The organism is Halobaculum sp. EA56 (genome assembly GCF_051195075.1).
Lineage (GTDB): Archaea > Halobacteriota > Halobacteria > Halobacteriales > Haloferacaceae > Halobaculum.
On record NZ_JBNTJX010000004.1, the window covers coordinates 234221 to 247526 of the forward strand.

The following is a 13306-nucleotide window of genomic DNA, read 5'->3' on the forward strand; positions in this document are numbered from 1 at the left end:
TTCGACACGACAGCGGGCGTGACGGGATTCGAACCCGCGATCTAGCGGTTAGGAACCGCTCGCCGTATCCGCTTGGCCACACGCCCCACCGAGGGGGTGTCCGGTGCAGCGGTAAAAACCGTCCGGGACGGCCCTCAGTTCTTGGATTCGTCGGTCGCTGTCTCGGTCTCGACGGACTCCGTCGTCGAGGTGTCGGTCGTCGACGTCGTGTCGGCGGCGAACTCGTCGTCCTCCCCCGTGTCGCCCTCCTGCATCTCCTGGAGTTCCTCCTCGACCTGCTCGCGGCCCTTCTTGAACTCGCCCATGGCCTGTCCCGTGGAGCGCGCGAGCTTCGGGATCTTGTTCGCGCCGAACAGCAGCACCAACACGAGCAGGATGATGAGCATCTCGGGCCCGCCCGGGATGGCACCGAACAGCGGTAGGGTGGTGAGCATCTCTACTCCCGGCTTACCCTGTGGCGATTATAGGCTTTTTGGACTGAACGGGATCGCGATTCACGGGCCCTCACGACGGCGTTTCCGCGGGCGAACGGGTCCCGCGACCGGTGGAACTGTCGAGGGAGCCCCTCCGGACCGGCCCCGTGGTTCGAGGGATGGGCTTTTGCGACCGCCCCCCCTCCTCGGTCGTATGGACGACGACGCCGACGCTTCGAGCGGAACGCAGGTGGGCGAGGGGACGGACCCGTCCGTTGGACGGCGGTACGACCCCGAAGCCGACCACGCCTTCCCCGCCCGGCGGGTGAACGACGTGCTGGAGGCGATCGAGTCGGACCCGGAGATCCAGACGTATCTCCGGGCACAGAACGTCAACGCCGTCACCCGGAAGGGGTACAACGACCACGGGGCGAAGCACATCGAGATCGTCCGCAACCGCGCGCTCAGCCTGTACGGCCTGCTGAAGCGGGGCGGCGTCGAGTTCAACGGCGCCAGCCAGCAGGGGCTCGACGAAGCAGACGAGCCGGTCATCGTCGCGCTGGCGGCGACGCTCCACGACATCGGGCACGTCGTCCACCGGGACGAGCACGCCTACTACTCGATCCCGCTGGCCGCGGACGTGCTCGACCGCTTCCTGCGACAGTTCGACTACTACGGCGTCGAGGAGCGCGTCCGCGTGAAGGCGGAGGTGCTCCACGCGATCCTCTGTCACCACACCGAGGAGACGCCCCTGACGCGCGAGGCGGGCGTCATCCGGGTCGCCGACGCGCTCGACATGGAGCGCGGCCGCTCGCGGATCCCCTACGAGAAGGGCGGACGCGGCATCAACACGCTCTCCTCCCGGGCCATCAGCAACGTCGAACTCAGGCCCGGCAGCGAGGCCGACGACCACGACGGCGACGCGATCCCCGTACTCGTGGAGATCGAGATGGTCAACGCCGCCGGGGTCTACCAGGTCGACAACCTCCTGAAGGAGAAGCTCCGCGACTCGCTCATCGAGGACTACGTCCGAATCGTCGCGATCAACACGAAGGAGGACGACCAGCTCGTCGAGCGCATCGAGCTGTGAACTCCCCGCTGTCGTTCGGTCCGACGGCGACAGCCTGACCGCGCCCCCCGTGAGAGTCCCCCCCGAAGCCGTCCGGGATGACGGAGTTTAAGCGCCCCCTGGGTGTTTCGGAACGTAACAGTGGTGCAGTTCGACAACTCGGTCGGACTCCTCCGCGACCGGGAGTTCGCCGCGCTGGCGGGCACCGCGTTCGCGCGCAGTCAGGCGTACTCGACGCTGTTGATCGCGCTGGCGCTGTACGCCGAGCGGTTCGACACGACCGGCACCGTCGAGGGACTGTTCGGCACCGCCTTCGCCGTCGTCCAGTTGCTCATCGTCCTCCCGCTGGGCCGGAAAATCGACACGGGCAACGCCAAGCGCTGGCTCCTGTTCGGGCTGGCGGTGAACGTCGTCGTGTTCGTCGGGTTCATGCTCGTCGAGAGCGCGTTCCACGTCGTCCTCGTCCGCGTGTTGCAGGGCGTGGGCGCGTCGATCCTCTGGATCACCGGGTCGACCGTCGTGGGGCACATCGCCCCCGACGACGAGAACGGCCGGTGGCTCGGGTCGTACAACCAGGTCGCGGCGTTCTCAAGCCTCGCGGGCGACGTGGTCGGCGGGTACCTCCTGTTCACGGAGGGATTCACCTTCACCTACGTCGTTCTCAGCGCCGTCACGGTCGGCGCATTCGTCCTCGTGTTCCTCAACCTCCGTGACGACCCCGGCGGCGGCACCGAGAACGACGCCGGCGGCGGGCTGGACACCCTGAAGGCGCTGCTCGACCTGCCGATGATCCGCGCGCTCGTGATCTTCCGGCTGGCGTTCTCGGTCGGCAAGATGGCGGTGATCATCTTCCTGCCCATCCTCGCGCGCACCGAGTTCGGCACGACGGCCTTCGCGATCGGGTGGATCCTCGCTGGGGGGAAGCTGACCAAGTCGATCACCCAGGGGTACGTCGGCGACCTCTCCGACCGGGTCGGGAACAAGGAGTACTTCGTCGTCGCCGGCGCGCTCCTGTACGGACTCGGAACCGCGCTGATCCCCCTGAGCTACTACTTCGAGGGGGCGATCGCCCCCGTCCGCTTCGACGCCTTCGGCGGCGAGCAGGTGCTCGGGGGCGCGTTCTTCAGCCTGTTCGCCGCGTACATGGTGCTCGGGGTCGCCGACTCGATCCGCCTGCCCGCGTCGATGTCGCTGTTCGTCGAGGAGGGGGAGAAGTACGACTCGGTCGCCTCCGCGATGAGCCTCCGGTCCATCTCCTGGAAGGTGGGGCAGGTCGCCGGTCCGGTCGGCATCGGCGCGATCAAGCAGTACGTCTCCACGAGCGTCGCCTTCTACACCGCCGCCGGGTTCATCGTCGTCGCCTCGGTCGTGTTCTGGTTCGTCTTCCAGCGCGCCTCCGCGCGCGAGGCGGCGGTCGCGGAGGCGGACGTGGCCGACGACTGACGCCGACGGACGCCGGTCCCCGCCGGAGGGACGGACGGACTCGCCGCCACCCCCAGTCGTTAACTTCGGGCCGCCGAACCGGCGGCCATGGCTCTTGAGACGATCGTCGTGGCGATCGGGCCCACGGAGGAGACCCGGATCGTCCCGCTGACGGAGACAGTCGTCGACGTCGCCGGGCCCGCGAACGCGTCCGTCGTGCTGTATCACGCGTTCACCGAACGGGCGCTGCGGGACGGGATCAAGGAGGCGGGGTTCGACCCGGAGGACCCGCCCGATCCGGGGGCCGTCGCCGAACGGCTGGAGAGCGTCGTGCACCTCACGGAGGAACTCGACGAGGCAGGTATCGACTACGAACTCCACAGCGGCGTCGAGGACCCCGCCGACGGGACGCTACGCCTGACCGAGGAACTCGACGCGGACATGCTGTTCGTCGGGGGCCGGAAGCGCTCCTCGACCGGGAAGCTCATCTTCGGGAGCACCAGCCAACAGCTGATGATGAACGCGCCCTGTCCGGTCGTGTTCGTCCGAGACGAGATCGACGAGAACTGAGTCCCCGTCGCCGAGGGTACTGCGCCGGCCGGGATTTGAACCATCTGCACGTCGCTCCCTGCGGTCGCTCGTGCCGTACCTCGAATCGCCGACGACGGCGCATCCGCTCGTCACCTGCGTTCCTCGCGGACTGCGCCGGCCGGGATTTGAACCCGGGTCGTTGGCTTGGAAGGCCAAAGTCATACCAGCTAGACCACCGGCGCACGTCGCTCGCTCCGTTTCGCCCGTGCGCCGTACCTCGCAACTCCTCCGGAGTTGCTCACCGGCGGCGCGCCCGAGCTAACTCACGCTTCCCGGCGGAGGAATAAGGGGTTTACCGTTTCCGTCGGTCGCTGCGGGGGGTCGCTCAGTCGTCCGCGGCCGCCCGTCCCTCGACCACGTCGGCGTCCTCGCGGGGGCCGGCGGCGTGCCCCTCGTGCGTGACGGCCGTGGCCATCAGCTCCGGCGAGATGGCGGGCACGTCGGACTCGGAGACGGGACCGGTCTCGGCGATCTCGTCCGTCGAGCGCGGGAACTCGCGCAGGTCCATGTGGATCGCGATGCCGCACTTGGCGCCCTCGCCCATGGCGACGGGGATCTGGTTGTGGCCGGGCGTCAGGTCGCCGACGGCGTACACGCCGTCGACGGAGGTGCGGCCGTGGTCGTCGACGGCGACCTCGCCGGAGTCCTCGCGCTCCAGGCCGAGCGCGTCCGCCAGCTCCGCGTGGTAGTCGGAGCCGTACATCGGGAACCCGCCCCTGTACTCGCGGACGGTCCCGTCCTCGAACTCGAAGCTCTCCAGCCAGCCGTCCTCGTCCTTCTCCATGCCGACGACCTCCTCGCGGACCACGCCGACCGGGTGATTCTCCACCATCTCCGCGGTGTCCTCGGACCACGACGGCTCCTCGCCGCGGGTGAGGATGTCGACCTCGTCGGTGAAGTTCAGCATGATCATCGCGACGTAGGCGGCGGAGTCGCCCGTCCCCATCACGTACACCGGCTCGTCGACGAACATGTACGCGTCGCAGTGGAGGCAGTAGTGCAGCCCCATCCCGGTCCGCGGGAGCGGCGGGTCGGGCCGCTCGTCGGAGAACCCCGTGGCGAGGACGACGCGGCGGGTCGTCAGTTCCTCGTCACCGGTGTCGACCAGGAAGCCGTCGTCGGCGTCGTCGCCGAGCGCCTCGACGTCCTCGACGAATCCGCGGCGGTAGTCGCCGCCGTAGCTTTGCACCTGCTCCTGTGCCGTCTGGAGGAACTCGTTGCCCGAGGTCTCCTCGGTGACGCCGATGACGTTGTGCGTGTCGCGCATCATCGCGGCGCGGCCGCCGCCGCGGTTCACGACGAGGGTGTCCAGCCCGAGCCGGGTGGCGTAGAGCGCGCTCGTCAGTCCGGCGGGGCCGCCGCCGACGACCGTCACGTCGTAGTCGAACTCGTCCGTGGTCATCTGATCGGGTGTAGGATCCGCTCACCTTAAAAGCGCGTCCGGTCGTGCGCCCGGTACACTCCCCCGGGAAGCGGTGACACGGACCACGCGCGAGGCGTGACGGGTACCCGACGGACGGGTCGCACCCGCGGCCGCGGGCGCTGCCGCGCCGCTCCCGCGCCCGGAGTCGGGTGCCGCCGACGCCGGCAGCGACCCCCTCACTCCGCCGAGACGACGGCGTAGCAGTTCCCGCTGGAGACGAAGGACTCGTCGGTGCGGAGCCGGCTGTCCGCGAGGTCCGCCTCGAACTCCCGCGGGGCGTAGACGTGGTAGAACCGCGGCACCGTCTCGCCCCCCGGGAGCGTCCAGTCCACCTCGGTGTCGAACCCCGCCGCCGCGTCGGCGTCGGCGTCGAACCGGTCGTGTGCGGTGCTCCACGCGCTCACCAGCGCCCGGCCGCCGGGCGCGAGCACCCGCGCGAGCTCCGACAGCGACGCCACGCGGCGCTCGCGCGAGCGGAGGTGGTGCAGCGCCGCGACGTACACCGCCACGTCGACGCGGCCGTCCCGGACGGGGAGCGCGGCCGCGTCGCCGCGGACGAACGAGACGCCGTCGGCGTACCCCCGGTCGCGGGCCCGCGCTCGCGCCGCCCCGAGGAGGCCGCCGCTCACGTCGACGCCGACGACCCGGTCGACGCACGCCCGCAGGGGCTCGCAGTGCCGTCCGTTGCCGCATCCCACGTCGAGGCCGACGTCGCCGCCGCGCCCCTCCAGGAACGACTCAACCTCCGGCCAGGCGTGCTCGCGGGTCTTCGAGAAGTGCTCGGCGATCCGGTCGTACGTCGCCGCGGCGGCCGCCGGGTCCTCGCCGGCGTCGCGGGCGCGGGAGTCCGACCCCTCGGCGTCGCCGGCTCCGTTCGTGGCGTCGACAGCCTCGTCCCCGGCGTCGCCGTCGCGGGCCGCGTCGGCCGTCCGGGTCGGGTCGTCGCGGGTCATCCGATGAACACGAACGTGACGTAGGCGGCGACCAGCATGAGCACGGCGTGTTTCACCCCGTCGCTGACGCTCCCCTCGCCGAGCTGTCCGGCGACGAGCCCGGAACACACCGCCTGGATCGCCGCCGCGTGATAGAAGACGACGACGTACTGGTCCACGTCGACGCTCTGGAGCCCGCCGAACACGCCCGTGGAGACGCCCGCCGGGACCGTCCCGTCGGCCCCCGGCGCCGTGAGCTGTGCGCCCTCGATCGCCGGGATGAACGCGACCGTCAGGGCCGCGATGATCCCGAGGAACACCGCGAAGGAGATGTAGATCACGATGAGGTACGTGAGCATCACCTGGCGGCGCTCGCGCCGGAGCCGCTGGGTCGCGCGGGCCTCGTCCGCGGCGATCTCGAGGACGGGCGCGACCTCGCCGCTGGCCTCGATGGCGTTCGTGATCAGCGCGACCGCCCGCGACACCATCGGCGAGTCGACCCGGTCGCGCATCCGCTCCAGCGCCGTCGACGCGTCCGCGCCCCACTGCACGTCGCGCCAGGCCCGCTGTACCTCCGGCGTGAGGTCGTCCAGGTCCGACCGGGTGAGCCGCCGCAGGCTCTCGACGACGGTCACGCCGGCGTCGTTGATGCTCGCCATCCGGTCGAGGAAGTCCGGCACCGCGCGCTCCATCGCGCGGGTCCGCCGCTTGTCGACCTCGTACGCGACCCCGTACGCGAGGAGGACGACCGTCGCCGCCTCGACGAGCGGCGAGTCGACGGCCCGCGCGAACGCCAGCGGCGACAGCGGGACCGGGTCGGCCCGCATCAGGACCCAGATCAGACCGAACGGGACGGTGAGGACGGCGGTGAGTCCCGGGCGGTCCAGCAACAGCGAGAACGGCCGGCCCAGCGAGTCGAGCAGGCCTTCGATCCGGTCGTACGCCGCGAGGCGTTCCCTGCTCTCCCGCCAGCGGTCGCCTCCCCGGACCGGGGCGGCGTCGGCGGTCCCCCCGTCGGCGCGCGCGCCGGCGGTCGCCGCCTCGCCCCGCGTGGTCGTCGCCGCCCGCAACGTCCGGGGGTCGCGCGTCTCCTGTCGGTAGGCGGTCGAGTCGCCGACCGACCGGGTGACGGAGTCGATGTACACGACGAACCCGAACGTGGCGAGCGGGAGTCCGAGGTAGACGACCGCACGCAGGAGGGGGAGCGTGTCCTGGAGAACGATCCCGATGACGACGAGGATCGTGATGAAGAACAGCGGCCCGGCCACCAGCACGGTGACGTACGCCTCCGCGAACGTCGAGAGGAGTTCGAGGTACTGTTCCTGGCGCGACTCGGCCTCCTCCTGGTAGCGCTCGTACTGGTCGTGGAGGAACCCCGACAGGCTCCGCCCGCTCCCGAGCACCGACGCGAGGTTCTCGCCGAACTCGGCCATGTTCTGGGAGGGGGTCCTGGCGGACATCCGTTCGAGCGCGGTGAGCACGTCCGTCCCGAAGTTGTTCATGTCCCTGACGGCGACCCCGAGGTCGCGGGCCGCCTCGCCGTACACCGCCTCGTTGCGCGCGAGCGTGTTCAACACCGCCGGGAACGACATCCCCGAGCGCGAGAGGGCGTACACGAACGCGATCGTCCGCGGGAGCGTCGCCTCGATCTGGCCCGCGCGGGCGTGGGCCCGCTGGTCGAGCACCTGCCACCGCAGCGCGTACACGGCGACCGCCGATCCGGGGCCGACGGTGGCCGACGAGACCAGCAACAGCGGGAACAGCTCCGCGATCCCGAGGTCCCCGACGCGGGTGAGGTCCGCGAGGAAGTCCAGCGCGGAGGGGAGCGCCGCCCGGATCGCCTCCCCGCCGACCCGCAGCAGCGCCAGCACGGCCGCCGCGACGTAGACCCCGAGGACGCTCCCCGAGACCCCCGCGAGCGCCGCGTACAGGAGCGTCTTCGATGCGTACGTCCGATGGGTGATGCCAGTGTGAGCCGCCCTGAGCCGGTCGCGCTGGTCGGTCGTTCTGGGGCTCACGTCGGTCACGTAGTCGCCGAACGTCCGCACGGCGATCCGCGTCACCGCGAGGTCGGCGCGGCGGGAGAACGGCGCGGCCGCGACGGGGGCCAGGAGCGCCAGCGCGAGGACCAGCGGGAGGAGGGAGACGACCATGGGCTCAGGCGCCGGGTTCGCCGCCTGGGCGGTCGGTGTCGCGATCCGCACCCCCGCCCCGATCGACGGTCGCCTCGCGGTCCCCGTCCTCGCGGCCGGCGCCCGTGGTGACGGTCTCGTCGGCGGCGTCCGCGTCGGCGATCCGGTCCATCACGCGGTCGGAGTCGGCGTAGTACTCGTTGACGAGGGCGGTGAACCGCCGGTAGTCGGTGACCCCCCTGTCGAGCAGGTGCGACAGGAACGTCCGGCGGTCGCGGAGTTCCGAGAGGAGCTCCGAGCGGCTCCACCCCCGTTCCGCCTGTATCTCGTCGAGCAGGTCGGAGTCGTTGCGGCGGAAGTCGTCGGACTCGGCGTCCCACTCGTAGACGGTCGTGTAGTCGAGTTCGCCGGTCCGCTGGTCGATGTCGCCGATCTCGCCGACGGTCTTGGCGCGGCGGACGCGCTCCCCCTCGAACCGGGCGAGCGTCTGCACCGACAGCATGTCCAGCGACCGCACCATCGCCCGCGGGACGTTGATCGGCTCGTTCTCCAGGCGGTTGATCACCGTCTCGATCGAGTCGGCGTGCATCGTCGAGAAGGTGGTGTGGCCCGTGTTCATCGCCTGGAACAGCGTGAGCGCCTCCTCGCCGCGCACCTCGCCGACGACGATGTACTCCGGTCGGTGGCGCAGCGCCGACCGCAGCAGGTCGTACATGTCGATGTCCTCGCCGTCGCCCATCCGCTCGCGGGTGACCGACGAGAGCCAGTTGTCGTGATACAGAGACAGCTCCCGTGTGTCCTCGATGGTGAGCACCTTCGAGCGCGGCGGGATGAACATCGACACCGCGTTCATCGAGGTGGTCTTCCCCGAGGCGGTGCCGCCCGCGAAGATGAGGCTCTTGTTGTGCTCGATACACAGCCAGAAGTACGCCATCTGCTCGACCGAGAACGTCCCGTACTCGATCAGGTCGATCGGCGTGAACGGCTCCTCGGCGTACTGGCGGATGGTGAACGCCGACCCGCGCGGGGTGACCTCCTCGCCGAGGGCCAGCTCCGCCCGCGAGCCGTCCGGCAGCGTCGTCTCGACGATGGGGTCGCCGACGGAGATGTGCCGTCCCGACTGCTGGGCGAGGCGGATGACGTAGTTGTCGAGTTCCTCGCCCTCGAAGACGACGTTCGTCTCGATGTCGGTGTACGTGTCGTGGTAGACGAAGATGGGGAGGTCGTACCCGTCACACGAGATGTCCTCGATGTGACGGTCCGACAGCAGCGCGTCCACCTTGCCGTAGCCCCGGAAGTCGCGCCGGACGTAGTACAGGAGCGCGTGGAACGTCGACATGTCCGCGTCGACGCCGTACGATTCCAGCAACGTGCGCAGTTCGGTCCTGAGGGTGTCCTCGTCGGCCCGCTCGGCGCCCTCGCGGTACAGCAGCGGGTCGCGGATGTCGTCGACGACGCGCCGGAGCAGCGACACCTCGAAGTCGTCCAGCTCCGGCTCGACGACGTGGTAGACGTGGTTGTCGTCGTCGGTGTCGTACGTGACGACGACGTACGCGTACGGGGCGTTCACCCAGTAGCGCTCGACCTCCTCGTGTCCGTCGGGCGGGGTGAACGTCGCCAGCGGGCCGTCCTCGTCGGGGCGGAACGGTCGGACCGCGAGGTCGACCCCGCGCAACACCTCGACGGTCCGGGATATCTGCCGTCGGAGGGCGGACAGCCGGCCCTCCCCGGCGCCCGCGTCCGCTGAGTCCCCCGACATAGATGACTACCGGCCGTTGGGAGGTCCGGTACTTAACTTCACCACCACGGATCACGCGGCTGATAGCCGGGACCCGCCGTAGCGACCGCGACCCCGCGCCGTCGACTCCGCCGTTCGACGTCCCCGGGCCACGCGCTCAGGCGACCCGCTCGGCCCGGAGCAGCACGACGCCGAGGCCGAGCTGGATCGCCGCCCCGAGCGGGACCGACAGGCCCGGGAGCCCGCCGCCGACCCCGACGTCGATCCCGAGGAACCGCTCCGGCATCAGCACGGACGCGACGAGGAACGCCGCCGCGGAGGCGACCAGCAGGCCGCCGAGCAGCGAGACGGGGTCGACCGACCACGCCTCGACGCGCTCCTCCTCCCGGTAGTAGTACACCGAGATCAGCAGCGCCGCGAGGTAGACGGCGGCGCCGACGAGCCAGACGCCGTACGCGACCTGAACGGAGGTCCCGCCCTGGAGGAGGTACGCCGAGACCGGCGTCGACAGGCTCGTCGCCCGGACCAGCGGGACGCCGAAGGCGTACCGAACCTGCAGCAGCGGGAACCGGACGAACAGGACCGCGCCGCCGGCGACGGTCGCGTAGAAGACGTTCCACGGGAGCAGCGCCGTGATCCAGGTGGACAGCACGGCCAGCTCCCCCGCGTACTCCGACCGGACCCACACCATGTTCCCCGGGCCACGGCGTGGCGAGATAAAGGGTGCGGAAGGTCGGCGCCGCCGCCGACGCGACTCTCCGGGGGAAGAGCCGGCGGGTGGCGAGGTTCGGCGACGCACCCGAACGAGCGACCGGCACAGCCCGGCTCCGGGAGACGGCGTGCACCACTCCCGATCGGCGGGGCGTTACGTACTTACACACCGGTACCCAACGACGCAGTACGGAATGAGGCGCGATCACTTCGAGCTGGACGTGGAGCACGTCGACTGGGTCGACACCGACGCGGACCCCGAGAAGCCGCACGTGTATATCGACTTTCACGGGCCGGAGGAACTCCTTCGGGAGCGCCTCACCGGGACGGACGAGGAGCTGCTCGCCGCCGAGGAGACTGACGTGGCGTTCCGGCTCCGCGAGGACCACGAACGCGACCCCGACGCCGAGGGCGTCGTCGGGGTGACCAACCGGATCACCGGGGACTTCGTCTTCGAACTCAACGAGCGCGCCGAGGACGTGCTCCGGTTCATCCGCGCGGCCCGCGAGTACGGTCGCGCGAGCGACGGGGACGGCCGCTACCGGGTCGAGATCGACGTGGACGGCGAGCCGCTCGTCGCCTACGAGAAGGACACCTTCCTCGTGTACGACGCCGACGGGAACCTCCTCCGGCGGGAGAGCCTCATTCCCTCCGGCGTGGAGCTCTAGCTCCGGAGCGCCGTCGGCTCACGGCCGCTCCAGGACGTACCTGTTCTCCGGGTACGACTCGCCGCCGATCGTCGTCTCCGCCCGCTCGACCAGCTCGAAGCCGAAGGACCGGTAGAACTCGTTGCCGGGGTCGTTGTCCGCGAGCACCATCGCGTGTATCCGTCCGACGCCGCGGTCGAACAGTTCGTCGCGGACCCGTTCGAGCAGCCGTCCCCCGACGCCCTCGCCGCGAGCGTCCGGGCGGACGTACAGCCGGAGGACGTGGCCGGACCCGCCCTCCCCGTCCACGAGCCCGTGTGCGAACCCCACGACCGCGCCGTCGCGCTCGGCCACGCGGAGCAGTTCGTCGTCGGCCCCCAGCGCCGCACGGACGCGGTCGGGGTCGTACCACTCGTCGACCCCGGACTCGACGCTCTCCCGGCTCAGGATCGACGGGTAGTCCGTCTCCCACGACTCCCGCGCGACCGTCCGGACGGCGTCCACGTCGGCGGGCGTCGCGCGTCTCACTGTCATACGGTATCATTCCTCTCGGTCGACCTATCCGTTACGGGTGTTCTGTCCGGTTCCGGTACCGTCGTTCGGAATACTATATATATAGTATTCGCATAATGGTATGGGATTCGAGAAGATTATATATTCACAACCACCTCCGGACTGCATCATGGCTGACAACTCCTCGGAGGACGACGACGTCGGGACCGGTTCGGAGAGCCCGTCGGTTTCCGGAGGACCCCCTCCCCGAGCGATCCTGGAGCTGGATCACGTCTACGGGGCGCTGGGCCACCCCCGGCGTCGGTACCTCTGCTACACGCTCCTGGAGAACACGAGGTGGTCGCTGACCGATCTGGCGACGAAGATCGCCGCATGGGAGAACGAGGTGCCGGAACACGAGGTCACGACCCGCCAACGGGAACGGGTGTACGTGTCGCTGTATCACGCGCACGTCCCCAAGCTGGTCGACGAGGGCGTCATCACCTTCGACGAGGAGACCGAGACGATCGAGCCCGCCGAGAACGCCGACCAGGTCCTGGCGGTCCTCGACAACATGGGCGCGAGCCTCGACAGTTTCCAGGAGACACACGCACGGGAGGAGATGGATGACGAGGAGCGCTAGGGACGGGGCCGAACGCGACGACGATCCGTCCCTCGACCGGGAGGCCACCCTGCGGCAGGCCGCGCAGCGGCTCTACGACCCCGACCGGGACGGCGGTCTCGCGACGGCCATCGTGTTCGCGATCGCCGACGCGGAGGGCGTCCCCCCGACGGAGGTGAAGTCCCCGCCGCTGTACGAGACCGTCGACGTGGCCGGGATCGAGAACACGTTCTTCGACCGTGGGACGGACGGACGTTCCCGCCACGGAACCGGAGCCGTCGAGTTTCGCTACGCCGAGTACCTCGTCAGGGTCAGGAGCGACGGCTGGATCCAGGTCCACGAGCCGTCGGGGACCGAACAGGCGTGACCACGCGGCCGGCGCGCGAACCGGAAGCGCCATGAGCCTCAGCGAGCCAACGGAGTCCCGTGAAGAACGTCACCGACCGCGTCTCGAACCCGTTCGGCCTGGATCCCGACTGCGCGCGGTTCGTTCCCGGCTACGGCGACGCGAACGCCGACTTCCACGTCGTCGGCGACCACCCGGGCGTCCACGGCGGGATCGAGACCGGCGTCCCGTTCACCGGCACGCCCGCGGGCGAGCGACTGCTCGACGCCCTCGTGCGCGCCGGGCTGCTCGAGTCCGCCGGCGACGCCCCCCGGGTGGCCTCGACGTACCTCTCGTATCTCCACCTGTGTGTTCCGGAGGGCGACCGCGCCGGCCCGGACGGGACGCCGACGGCCGCCTCCTACGGCGACCTGGAGCGGTTCTTCGACGCCGAACTCCGCGCGATCGCCGCCCACGTGCTCCTTCCGGTCGGCGAGCGCGCGACCCGACACGTCCTGGAGAACTACACCGCCCAGGCCCACAAGATCCGCGTCGACATGGACGACCTCCACGGCACGGAGATCCGCGGCTCCGGCTGGCTCGTCGTCCCGATCAAGGAGCCCGCGGAGTGGGTCGACGGGGGCGTGGAGCGCCCGGGCGACGCCGACCGGCTCGTCGACGGCATCGAGACGCTGCGCGCGACCGACTACCGGCGGGAGTCGGACCTCGGGCGGTTCATCGCCGGGTCGGACCCGTACCTGGTCCGCTGATACCGTCAGACGTAAGCAC

At 70.2% G+C, this 13306-nt stretch carries 14 protein-coding genes and 2 tRNA genes; 7 read left to right on the forward strand and 9 right to left on the reverse strand.

What is annotated here, in order from left to right; genetic code table 11:
- Window positions 1-13 precede the first annotated feature (13 nt).
- Window positions 14-86, reverse strand: a tRNA-Arg gene (locus ACQUQ1_RS09100).
- A gap of 48 nt (window positions 87-134) precedes the next feature.
- Window positions 135-434 carry a Sec-independent protein translocase subunit TatA/TatB gene (locus ACQUQ1_RS09105; RefSeq protein ID WP_435063962.1) on the reverse strand — a complete coding sequence of 100 codons (300 nt, stop codon included), beginning with the start codon at window positions 432-434 and terminating at the stop codon, window positions 135-137.
- A gap of 193 nt (window positions 435-627) precedes the next feature.
- Between ACQUQ1_RS09105 and ACQUQ1_RS09110 the strand changes: the two genes are divergently transcribed.
- From ACQUQ1_RS09110 to ACQUQ1_RS09120, 3 genes are all read left to right on the forward strand, one after another.
- A complete protein-coding gene (locus ACQUQ1_RS09110; protein ID WP_435063963.1) occupies window positions 628-1503 on the forward strand; it encodes an HD domain-containing protein in 876 nt (291 codons plus the stop codon).
- Window positions 1504-1623: 120 nt separating this feature from the next.
- Complete coding sequence (locus tag ACQUQ1_RS09115; protein ID WP_435063964.1) at window positions 1624-2925, forward strand: MFS transporter; 1302 nt, start codon at window positions 1624-1626, stop codon at window positions 2923-2925.
- A gap of 87 nt (window positions 2926-3012) precedes the next feature.
- Window positions 3013-3474: a universal stress protein gene (locus tag ACQUQ1_RS09120; RefSeq protein WP_435063965.1), complete on the forward strand. Its 462-nt coding sequence runs from the start codon at window positions 3013-3015 to the stop codon at window positions 3472-3474.
- Between the two features lie 131 nt (window positions 3475-3605).
- On the opposite strand, the gene ACQUQ1_RS09125 is transcribed toward ACQUQ1_RS09120, so the two are convergent.
- From ACQUQ1_RS09125 to ACQUQ1_RS09150, 6 genes are all read right to left on the reverse strand, one after another.
- A tRNA-Gly gene (locus tag ACQUQ1_RS09125) sits at window positions 3606-3677 on the reverse strand.
- Window positions 3678-3820: 143 nt separating this feature from the next.
- Window positions 3821-4897, reverse strand: coding sequence for an NAD(P)/FAD-dependent oxidoreductase (locus ACQUQ1_RS09130; RefSeq protein ID WP_435063966.1), 1077 nt, complete (start codon window positions 4895-4897; stop codon window positions 3821-3823).
- 197 nt (window positions 4898-5094) lie between these two features.
- Complete coding sequence (locus tag ACQUQ1_RS09135; protein WP_435063967.1) at window positions 5095-5871, reverse strand: class I SAM-dependent methyltransferase; 777 nt, start codon at window positions 5869-5871, stop codon at window positions 5095-5097.
- On the reverse strand, window positions 5868-8003 hold the full coding sequence (locus ACQUQ1_RS09140; RefSeq protein ID WP_435063968.1) for a type II secretion system F family protein: 2136 nt from the start codon (window positions 8001-8003) through the stop codon (window positions 5868-5870). Before ACQUQ1_RS09140 ends, ACQUQ1_RS09135 begins: the two co-directional genes overlap by 4 nt.
- A gap of 4 nt (window positions 8004-8007) precedes the next feature.
- Window positions 8008-9741 carry a type II/IV secretion system ATPase subunit gene (locus tag ACQUQ1_RS09145; RefSeq protein ID WP_435063969.1) on the reverse strand — a complete coding sequence of 578 codons (1734 nt, stop codon included), beginning with the start codon at window positions 9739-9741 and terminating at the stop codon, window positions 8008-8010.
- A gap of 136 nt (window positions 9742-9877) precedes the next feature.
- A complete protein-coding gene (locus tag ACQUQ1_RS09150; RefSeq protein ID WP_435063970.1) occupies window positions 9878-10411 on the reverse strand; it encodes a DUF7549 family protein in 534 nt (177 codons plus the stop codon).
- Window positions 10412-10625: 214 nt separating this feature from the next.
- Between ACQUQ1_RS09150 and ACQUQ1_RS09155 the strand changes: the two genes are divergently transcribed.
- A complete protein-coding gene (locus tag ACQUQ1_RS09155; RefSeq protein ID WP_435063971.1) occupies window positions 10626-11099 on the forward strand; it encodes a DUF5793 family protein in 474 nt (157 codons plus the stop codon).
- 18 nt (window positions 11100-11117) lie between these two features.
- On the opposite strand, the gene ACQUQ1_RS09160 is transcribed toward ACQUQ1_RS09155, so the two are convergent.
- On the reverse strand, window positions 11118-11612 hold the full coding sequence (locus ACQUQ1_RS09160; RefSeq protein WP_435063972.1) for a GNAT family N-acetyltransferase: 495 nt from the start codon (window positions 11610-11612) through the stop codon (window positions 11118-11120).
- Between the two features lie 148 nt (window positions 11613-11760).
- On the opposite strand from ACQUQ1_RS09160, the gene ACQUQ1_RS09165 reads away from it, so the two are divergent.
- From ACQUQ1_RS09165 to ACQUQ1_RS09175, 3 genes are read left to right on the forward strand one after another with little or no spacing between them, the layout of a single operon-like run.
- Window positions 11761-12213 (forward strand): DUF7344 domain-containing protein, encoded by a 453-nt coding sequence (locus ACQUQ1_RS09165; RefSeq protein ID WP_435063973.1) that lies wholly within the window; start codon window positions 11761-11763, stop codon window positions 12211-12213.
- Window positions 12197-12559, forward strand: a complete 363-nt coding sequence (locus tag ACQUQ1_RS09170) for a HalOD1 output domain-containing protein (protein WP_435063974.1) — start codon at window positions 12197-12199, stop codon at window positions 12557-12559. The genes ACQUQ1_RS09165 and ACQUQ1_RS09170 overlap by 17 nt, the downstream gene beginning before the upstream one ends.
- A 59-nt stretch (window positions 12560-12618) precedes the next feature.
- Window positions 12619-13287: a uracil-DNA glycosylase family protein gene (locus tag ACQUQ1_RS09175; protein WP_435063975.1), complete on the forward strand. Its 669-nt coding sequence runs from the start codon at window positions 12619-12621 to the stop codon at window positions 13285-13287.
- Window positions 13288-13306: the final 19 nt, after the last annotated feature.

What these genes read in the sequence shown, in the direction of transcription:
- ACQUQ1_RS09170 (WP_435063974.1), top strand. Translation starts at nt 12,197, where the DNA reads ATGACGAGGAGCGCTAGGGACGGGGCCGAACGCGACGACGATCCGTCC.
- ACQUQ1_RS09155 (WP_435063971.1), top strand. Translation starts at nt 10,626, where the DNA reads ATGAGGCGCGATCACTTCGAGCTGGACGTGGAGCACGTCGACTGGGTC.
- ACQUQ1_RS09110 (WP_435063963.1), top strand. Translation starts at nt 628, where the DNA reads ATGGACGACGACGCCGACGCTTCGAGCGGAACGCAGGTGGGCGAGGGG.
- ACQUQ1_RS09105 (WP_435063962.1), bottom strand. Translation starts at nt 434, where the DNA reads ATGCTCACCACCCTACCGCTGTTCGGTGCCATCCCGGGCGGGCCCGAG.
- ACQUQ1_RS09145 (WP_435063969.1), bottom strand. Translation starts at nt 9,741, where the DNA reads ATGTCGGGGGACTCAGCGGACGCGGGCGCCGGGGAGGGCCGGCTGTCC.
- ACQUQ1_RS09165 (WP_435063973.1), top strand. Translation starts at nt 11,761, where the DNA reads ATGGCTGACAACTCCTCGGAGGACGACGACGTCGGGACCGGTTCGGAG.
- ACQUQ1_RS09120 (WP_435063965.1), top strand. Translation starts at nt 3,013, where the DNA reads ATGGCTCTTGAGACGATCGTCGTGGCGATCGGGCCCACGGAGGAGACC.
- ACQUQ1_RS09150 (WP_435063970.1), bottom strand. Translation starts at nt 10,411, where the DNA reads ATGGTGTGGGTCCGGTCGGAGTACGCGGGGGAGCTGGCCGTGCTGTCC.
- ACQUQ1_RS09140 (WP_435063968.1), bottom strand. Translation starts at nt 8,003, where the DNA reads ATGGTCGTCTCCCTCCTCCCGCTGGTCCTCGCGCTGGCGCTCCTGGCC.
- ACQUQ1_RS09160 (WP_435063972.1), bottom strand. Translation starts at nt 11,612, where the DNA reads ATGACAGTGAGACGCGCGACGCCCGCCGACGTGGACGCCGTCCGGACG.
- ACQUQ1_RS09135 (WP_435063967.1), bottom strand. Translation starts at nt 5,871, where the DNA reads ATGACCCGCGACGACCCGACCCGGACGGCCGACGCGGCCCGCGACGGC.
- ACQUQ1_RS09130 (WP_435063966.1), bottom strand. Translation starts at nt 4,897, where the DNA reads ATGACCACGGACGAGTTCGACTACGACGTGACGGTCGTCGGCGGCGGC.